This window comes from Streptomyces sp. MBT65, from assembly GCF_016612545.1.
Classification (GTDB): domain Bacteria; phylum Actinomycetota; class Actinomycetes; order Streptomycetales; family Streptomycetaceae; genus Streptomyces.
Genome location: NZ_JAENRY010000061.1, coordinates 33,344 through 39,381, shown reverse-complemented (window position 1 = coordinate 39,381; position 6,038 = coordinate 33,344). Strand labels below are relative to the sequence as shown.

The following is a 6,038-nucleotide window of genomic DNA, read 5'->3' as shown; positions in this document are numbered from 1 at the left end:
GTTCACCTCCTCTCCCGCGACCAGCCCTTCCCCCCGTACCGCGATATCCACTCGCCGCCCCGACCCCGCCGACCTACGCTCTGCTGCATGAGCAAGCCCCTTGTCGCCCTTCTCAGTGGGGCGGGTATCTCCACCGACTCCGGCATCCCCGACTACCGCGGCCCCAACGGGCTGTGGCGGCGCGACCCCGAGGCCGAGAAGCTCGTGACCTACGAGTACTACATGGGCGACCCGGAGATCCGCCGCCGGTCGTGGCAGATGCGGCGCGAGAACCGCACGCTCCAGGCCGAGCCCAACGCCGCGCACCGGGCCGTCGTCGACCTGGAGAAGTCCGGCGTACCCGTGCGGGTCATCACGCAGAACGTGGACGGCCTGCACCAGCTCGCCGGCCTCCCCGCCCGCAAGGTCATCGAACTGCACGGCACCGCCCGGGAGTTCAGGTGCACCGGGTGCCATGTGCGGGGGCCGATGGCGGACGCCCTGGCCCGGGTCGACGCCGGTGAGGACGATCCCGCCTGCCTGGAGTGCGGCGGGATCCTCAAGTCGGCGACCGTCTTCTTCGGTGAGCGGCTCGACCCCGTCGTCCTGGGCGAGGCCGTCGCCATCACCAAGGCCTGCCAGGTGTTCATCGCCGTCGGGAGCAGTCTCCAGGTACATCCCGCCGCCGGGCTCGCCGGTGTCGCCGCCGATCACGGGGCACGGCTGGTCATCGTCAACGCCGAGCCGACCCCGTACGACGACCGCGCCGACGAGGTCGTACGGGAGCCGATCGGGACGGCCCTGCCGGAACTTCTGGACACCCTGCGGAGCAGCTAGCACAGCGCCACCTCGGGCAGGAGGTCCAGCAGAGCCGCGCCCCGCCAGGGCATCTAGAACAACGCCGACCCGCTCTCGAAGTCCAACAGCCGCTGCTTGCGCTCCAACCCGCCGCCGTACCCCGTGAGGCTGCCGTTCGCGCCGACGACCCGGTGGCAGGGGACGATGATCCCGATGGGGTTCTTGCCGTTGGCGAGGCCCACCGCGCGGGAGGCGCCCGGGTTGCCGAGGGCGTCGGCGAGGTCGCCGTAGGAGCGGGTCTCGCCGTAGGGGATGCGGCGGAGTCGGTCCCAGACCGTGCGTTGGAACGGGGTTCCGTGCAGGCGCAGTTCGAGGGTGAACTCCTTCAACTCGCCCGCGAAATAGGCCTGTAGCTCGTCGATCGCGGAGGCGAAGGGGGTGTCGTCCCGGGGGCCGAAGTTCTCCTGCGGTGGGCGGTGGCGTTGGTCGACCATGTAGAGGCCGCAGAGGACGCCGTCCTCGTCGGCGACGAGGGTCAGCGGGCCGTACGGGCTGTCGGTCACGGTGTGCTGTTTCATGCTCTCGGCTTCCTTGAACGGCTTACACGGGAAGGAAGTTGATCGGGTGACTGTCCGTCGCCCACAGGTACTGGACCGCGTACGCCCGCCACGGCCGCCACGCCGCCGCGCGCGCCGTCAGGGCGGCCGGGGTCGACGGGAGGCCCAACTCCTGGGCGGCGCGGCGGATTCCGAGGTCGGTGGGGAGGAAGGCGTCGGGGTCGCCCAGGGCGCGCATCGCGATGACGTCGGCCGTCCAGGGGCCGAAGCCGGGGAGGGCGAGGAGTCGGGTCCGGGTCTCCGCCCAGTCGCTCTCCACGCCCAAGTGGAGAGTGCCGTCGGCGAGTTGGGCCACGAGTGTGGTGAACGTGGTGCGGCGGGTGTTCGGCATCGCCAGGGTCTCCGGGTTCAGTGCCGCCAGTGACTCCGGGGACGGGAAGAGGTGGGTCAGACCGCCCTCGGGGTCGTCGACCGGTTCGCCGTGCGCGGTGACAAGGCGGGCCGCGTGGGTGCGGGCCGCCGCCGTGGAGACCTGCTGACCGAGGACGGCCCGTACGGCGAACTCCGCCTCGTCGACCGTGCGCGGCACGCGTCGGCCCGGCGCCTTGTCCACCAGCGGCGCCAGCACCGGATCCGTACGCAACTGGTCGTCCACCGCGACCGGATCGGCGTCCAGGTCGAGCATGCGGCGGCAGCGGCTGATCGCCACCGGCAGGTCCCGCAGGTCGCTGAGGGTGAGGCGGCAGGCGATGTGGTCGGACCGGGGAGTGAGGGACACGATGCCGTGGCCGTAGGGGAGGCGGAGGGTGCGGCGGTACGCGCCGGCCCGCCACTCCTCCACGCCCGGTACGGCGGTCGCCGCCAGATGGCCGAAGAGGTTGTCGGGGTTGAGCGGGGCGCGGAACGGCAGCCGGAGGGTGAGCGTGCCGGGGGTCAACACGGCTGTCTTCGGGCGCCTGTTGCGCAGTTCGCTCGGGGACAGGGCGAAGACGTCGCGCACGGTGTCGTTGAAGGTGCGGATCGAGGAGAAGCCGGCGGCGAAGGCGATCTCCGCCATCGGGAGCGCGGTCGTCTCGATCAACAGCCTTGCCGTCTGGGCGCGTTGGGCGCGGGCCAACGCCAGGGGCCCGGCGCCGAGTTCGGCGAGGAGCTGGCGTTCGATCTGCCGGGTGCTGTAGCCGAGGCGGGCGGCGAGGCCGGGGACGCCCTCGCGGTCCACCGTTCCGTCGGCGATCAGACGCATCGCGCGGGCGACCAGGTCGGCCCGCTGGTTCCACTCCGGGGAGCCGGGGCTGGTGTCCGGGCGGCAGCGCTTGCAGGCCCGGAAACCCGCCTGCTGGCAGGCCGCCGCGCTCGGGTAGAACGTCATGTTCTCCGGCTTGGGCGGTACGACCGGGCAGCTCGGCCGGCAGTAGATGCGGGTGGTCAGGACGGCCGTGAAGAACCAGCCGTCGAAGCGCGCGTCCTTCGACTGGACCGCGCGCACACAACGCTCCGTGTCGGTGTGCATCCCGTTCTGCATACGTCCAGCATCCGACACCGGGCGGTCCGGGGCTGGCGGGAATCCGACATCAGCCTTGTGTGGCCTGGTCGGGCACGGATCACCACGCTTCCGGCAGCAGGGTAAGGGGCGCGGGCGGTTATGCGTTTGTGGTGCGACTCCCGGCTTTGTAGCGTCGACCTCCGTGACCCCTCCCTCACCAGCGCACAGCGCCGACTCCCTCCCGGCCCTCCTCGACACGGCCCGGAGCGACTACGAAGCCCTCCTCACGAAGAAGCTGTCGCTCGACCTGACCCGCGGCAAGCCCTCCGCCCGGCAGCTCGACCTGTCCGCCGAACTGCTCACGCTGCCCGCCGGCCGCTACACCTCCGCCGACGGCACGGACTGCCGCAACTACGGTGGCGCGGACGGGCTGTCGGAACTGCGGCAGATCTTCGCCGGGTTCCTCCAGGTGCCGGCCGAGCAGCTGCTCGCCGTGGGCAACTCCAGCCTGGAGCTGATGCACGACTGTCTGGTGCACGCGCTGCTGGGCACCCTGCCGGGGGCGGCGCGCCGCTGGGCGGACGAGGAGCGGATCGCGTTCCTGTGCCCGGTCCCCGGCTACGACCGGCACTTCGCGCTGTGCGCGCGCTTCGGCATCGAGATGATCCCGGTGCCGATGACCGCCGAGGGTCCCGACATGGATGTCGTGGAGCGCCTCGTCGCCGAGGACCCGGCGGTCAAGGGCATCTGGTGCGTGCCCAAGTACAGCAACCCTGACGGGACTTGCTACAGCGACGAGGTCGTACGACGGCTCGCCGCCATGCCGACCGCGGCGCCCGACTTCCGGATCTTCTGGGACAACGCGTACGCCGTGCACCACCTCACCGACGAAGAGGTGGAGATCGCCGACCTGTTGGCCGCCTGCTCCGACAACGGGCACCCGGACCGGGCCTTCGTCTTCGGGTCCACCTCGAAGATCACGCTGGCCGGTGCGGGCGTGGGCTTCTTCGGTTCGTCGGCGGCCAACGTGGCCTGGCTGCGCGGTTGCAGCGCCAAGCGCTCGATCGGCCCCGACAAGATCAACCAACTGCGGCACGCGCTGTTCCTGCGCGACGCGGACGGCGTGCGGGCCCATATGCGCAAGCACCGTGAGCTGCTGCGGCCGAAGTTCGACACCGTGCTGCGCATCCTCACCGAGCGGCTCGGCGACACCGGCCTCGCGACCTGGTCCACGCCCAAGGGCGGCTACTTCATCACCCTCGACGTCCTCGACGGGTGCGCCCGCGAGGTGGTGCGCCGCGCGGCCGACGCCGGTCTCGCGCTGACACCGGCGGGCGCCACGCATCCGTACGGCGACGACCCCAGGGACCGGACGATCCGGATCGCCCCCTCCTTCCCGGACGCCTCGGAGATCGAGGAGATCATCGAGGGAGTGGCGACCTGCGTACGGCTGGTGGGGTACGAAAAGCTTGCGACCGAGGGGAGTTGACCCGTTTCGCGCACCGCACACCTGATGCTCTCAAGGTGTGCGGTACCTCACGCCCCGGTTACAAATCGCTCAACCTCTGGTTGCGAAGCGGTGAGCAGTCCACGATAGGGACATGACCCTGGCCGAGCGAGCCATGCAGCGACTGGAAGGCTGGCGCGACCTCAGCGCGGTCCCGGCCAGTTGCGGCACGGGGCGGGCGCTCCGGTCCGCCCACAGCGAGATCGTGCATTTCCACTCCGACCACGATGTGGACCTGCATCTCACCGTCGGGGCCATCCTCCGGTTCCACCACGATCTCAGCGAGTCGACCGCGATCCGGATCATCCCGGGCTCCCGCTGGGTGACCGTCCACCTGGACTGCGAGACGGACGTCGACCTGCTGCTGAGCCTGGTCAGCGTCGCCCTCAAGGCACACGCGGGCGGGCCCCCGTCCGGGAGCCCGCCCATGACCGGCTGCAACTTCCACCGGGTGACACTCGTGCCGCGCGACGGCGACTAGGACCCGCCCAGAAGGCGCACGCCCCTAGAACACCGCCGCCGTGTCGTCCTCCCCCGCCTCCAGCAGGGTGGCCGCCTCGCCCACGATGCGGGGATCGGGGCTGCCGACGACCTCCTCGTCCTTGTCGGCGTAGTCGAAGCGGGCCAGCACACTGCGCATGGCCTCCACGCGGGCCCGCTTCTTGTCGTTGCTCTTCACCACGGTCCAGGGCGCGTACTCCGTGTCGGTCTCCCGGAACATGGCGACCTTGGCGGCCGTGTAGTCGTCCCAGCGGTCCAGCGAGGCCAGATCCATCGGGCTGAGCTTCCACTGCCGTACGGGATCCACCTGGCGGATCGTGAAACGGGTGCGCTGTTCACCTTGTGAGACGGAGAACCAGAACTTGATCAGGTCGACGCCGTCGTCCGCCAGCATCCGCTCGAACAGCGGGGCCTGGCGCATGAAACGGCGGTACTCGTCGTCCGAGCAGAACCCCATCACGCGCTCCACGCCCGCCCGGTTGTACCAGGACCGGTCGAACAGCACGATCTCGCCGGCGGTCGGCAGATGCTGGACGTAGCGCTGGAAGTACCACTGACCGCTCTCGCGCTCGCTCGGCTTCTCCAGGGCGACCACGCGGGCGCCACGCGGGTTCAGGTGCTCGGTGAACCGCTTGATCGTGCCGCCCTTGCCGGCCGCGTCCCGCCCCTCGCAGACGATGACGAGCCGGCGCCCGGTCTCCTTGATCCAGCGTTGCAGCTTCAGCAGTTCTATCTGCTGGAGCCGCTTGTGCCAGTCGTACTCCTTGCGCTCCATGCGCTGTTCGTACGGGTAGTTCTCCCGCCAGGTGTCCACCGTGCTGCCGTCGGGCCGCACCAGCACGGGGTCGTCGGCGTCGGTGTAGTCGACCCGCAGCCCGGTCAGCAGTTCAGTCATCCCGGCCTCCTCTCAAGGGGGTTCAGTGGCTCAGAGGTGATCGGCGGTGATCCCTGGTGATCGGTCGCGCTCAGTGGAACTGCGGCACGATCAGATAGATGCCGTATGCCACGACAGCCGCACACGCGAGAAAGCACAACCCCGCCTGTGCGAAGCCGAGGGCGTGCGTACCGCCGTCCTGTTCGCGGGCGGCCTCGACCTGGGCGAGGCCCAGGATGCCCAGCGCGAAGACGGCGACCACGCCGACGGTCACACCGATGCTCACCGCGGCGACCTCGCCGAGGGCGTTCCAGTCCAGGCTCATCAGTCGACTCCCTT

At 70.3% G+C, this 6,038-nt stretch carries 7 protein-coding genes; 3 read left to right on the top strand and 4 right to left on the bottom strand.

Going from position 1 to position 6,038, the window contains the following annotated elements; genetic code table 11:
• Positions 1-87 precede the first annotated feature (87 nt).
• Complete coding sequence (locus JHN63_RS16250) at positions 88-816, top strand: Sir2 family NAD-dependent protein deacetylase (RefSeq protein WP_200681775.1); 729 nt, start codon at positions 88-90, stop codon at positions 814-816.
• 53 nt (positions 817-869) lie between these two features.
• Here the strand turns inward: JHN63_RS16250 and JHN63_RS16245 are convergent, their stop codons facing one another.
• Complete coding sequence (locus JHN63_RS16245) at positions 870-1,355, bottom strand: methylated-DNA--[protein]-cysteine S-methyltransferase (RefSeq protein ID WP_200681774.1); 486 nt, start codon at positions 1,353-1,355, stop codon at positions 870-872.
• Positions 1,356-1,377: 22 nt separating this feature from the next.
• Positions 1,378-2,856: an AlkA N-terminal domain-containing protein gene (locus JHN63_RS16240; RefSeq protein ID WP_307781900.1), complete on the bottom strand. Its 1,479-nt coding sequence runs from the start codon at positions 2,854-2,856 to the stop codon at positions 1,378-1,380.
• A 163-nt stretch (positions 2,857-3,019) separates the two neighbouring features.
• Between JHN63_RS16240 and JHN63_RS16235 the strand changes: the two genes are divergently transcribed.
• The gene (locus JHN63_RS16235; protein WP_200681773.1) at positions 3,020-4,306 is read left to right on the top strand and encodes an aminotransferase class I/II-fold pyridoxal phosphate-dependent enzyme; all 1,287 of its coding nucleotides are present in this window, start codon (positions 3,020-3,022) and stop codon (positions 4,304-4,306) included.
• Positions 4,307-4,418: 112 nt separating this feature from the next.
• Entirely contained in the window at positions 4,419-4,805 is a 387-nt protein-coding gene (locus JHN63_RS16230) for a luciferase family protein (RefSeq protein WP_043678676.1), read from the top strand.
• Positions 4,806-4,829: 24 nt separating this feature from the next.
• Here JHN63_RS16230 and ppk2 read toward each other — a convergent pair whose 3' ends face one another.
• Positions 4,830-5,720, bottom strand: a complete 891-nt coding sequence (gene ppk2 / locus JHN63_RS16225; protein ID WP_200681772.1) for a polyphosphate kinase 2 — start codon at positions 5,718-5,720, stop codon at positions 4,830-4,832.
• Between the two features lie 70 nt (positions 5,721-5,790).
• Positions 5,791-6,024 carry a hypothetical protein gene (locus tag JHN63_RS16220; RefSeq protein WP_200681771.1) on the bottom strand — a complete coding sequence of 78 codons (234 nt, stop codon included), beginning with the start codon at positions 6,022-6,024 and terminating at the stop codon, positions 5,791-5,793.
• Positions 6,025-6,038 lie beyond the last annotated feature (14 nt).

Excerpts from the sequence above, each read along its gene's own strand:
- JHN63_RS16230 (WP_043678676.1), top strand. The coding sequence starts at position 4,419 with ATGACCCTGGCCGAGCGAGCCATGCAGCGACTGGAAGGCTGGCGCGAC.
- JHN63_RS16220 (WP_200681771.1), bottom strand. The coding sequence starts at position 6,024 with ATGAGCCTGGACTGGAACGCCCTCGGCGAGGTCGCCGCGGTGAGCATC.
- ppk2 (WP_200681772.1), bottom strand. The coding sequence starts at position 5,720 with ATGACTGAACTGCTGACCGGGCTGCGGGTCGACTACACCGACGCCGAC.
- JHN63_RS16250 (WP_200681775.1), top strand. The coding sequence starts at position 88 with ATGAGCAAGCCCCTTGTCGCCCTTCTCAGTGGGGCGGGTATCTCCACC.
- JHN63_RS16245 (WP_200681774.1), bottom strand. The coding sequence starts at position 1,355 with ATGAAACAGCACACCGTGACCGACAGCCCGTACGGCCCGCTGACCCTC.
- JHN63_RS16240 (WP_307781900.1), bottom strand. The coding sequence starts at position 2,856 with ATGCAGAACGGGATGCACACCGACACGGAGCGTTGTGTGCGCGCGGTC.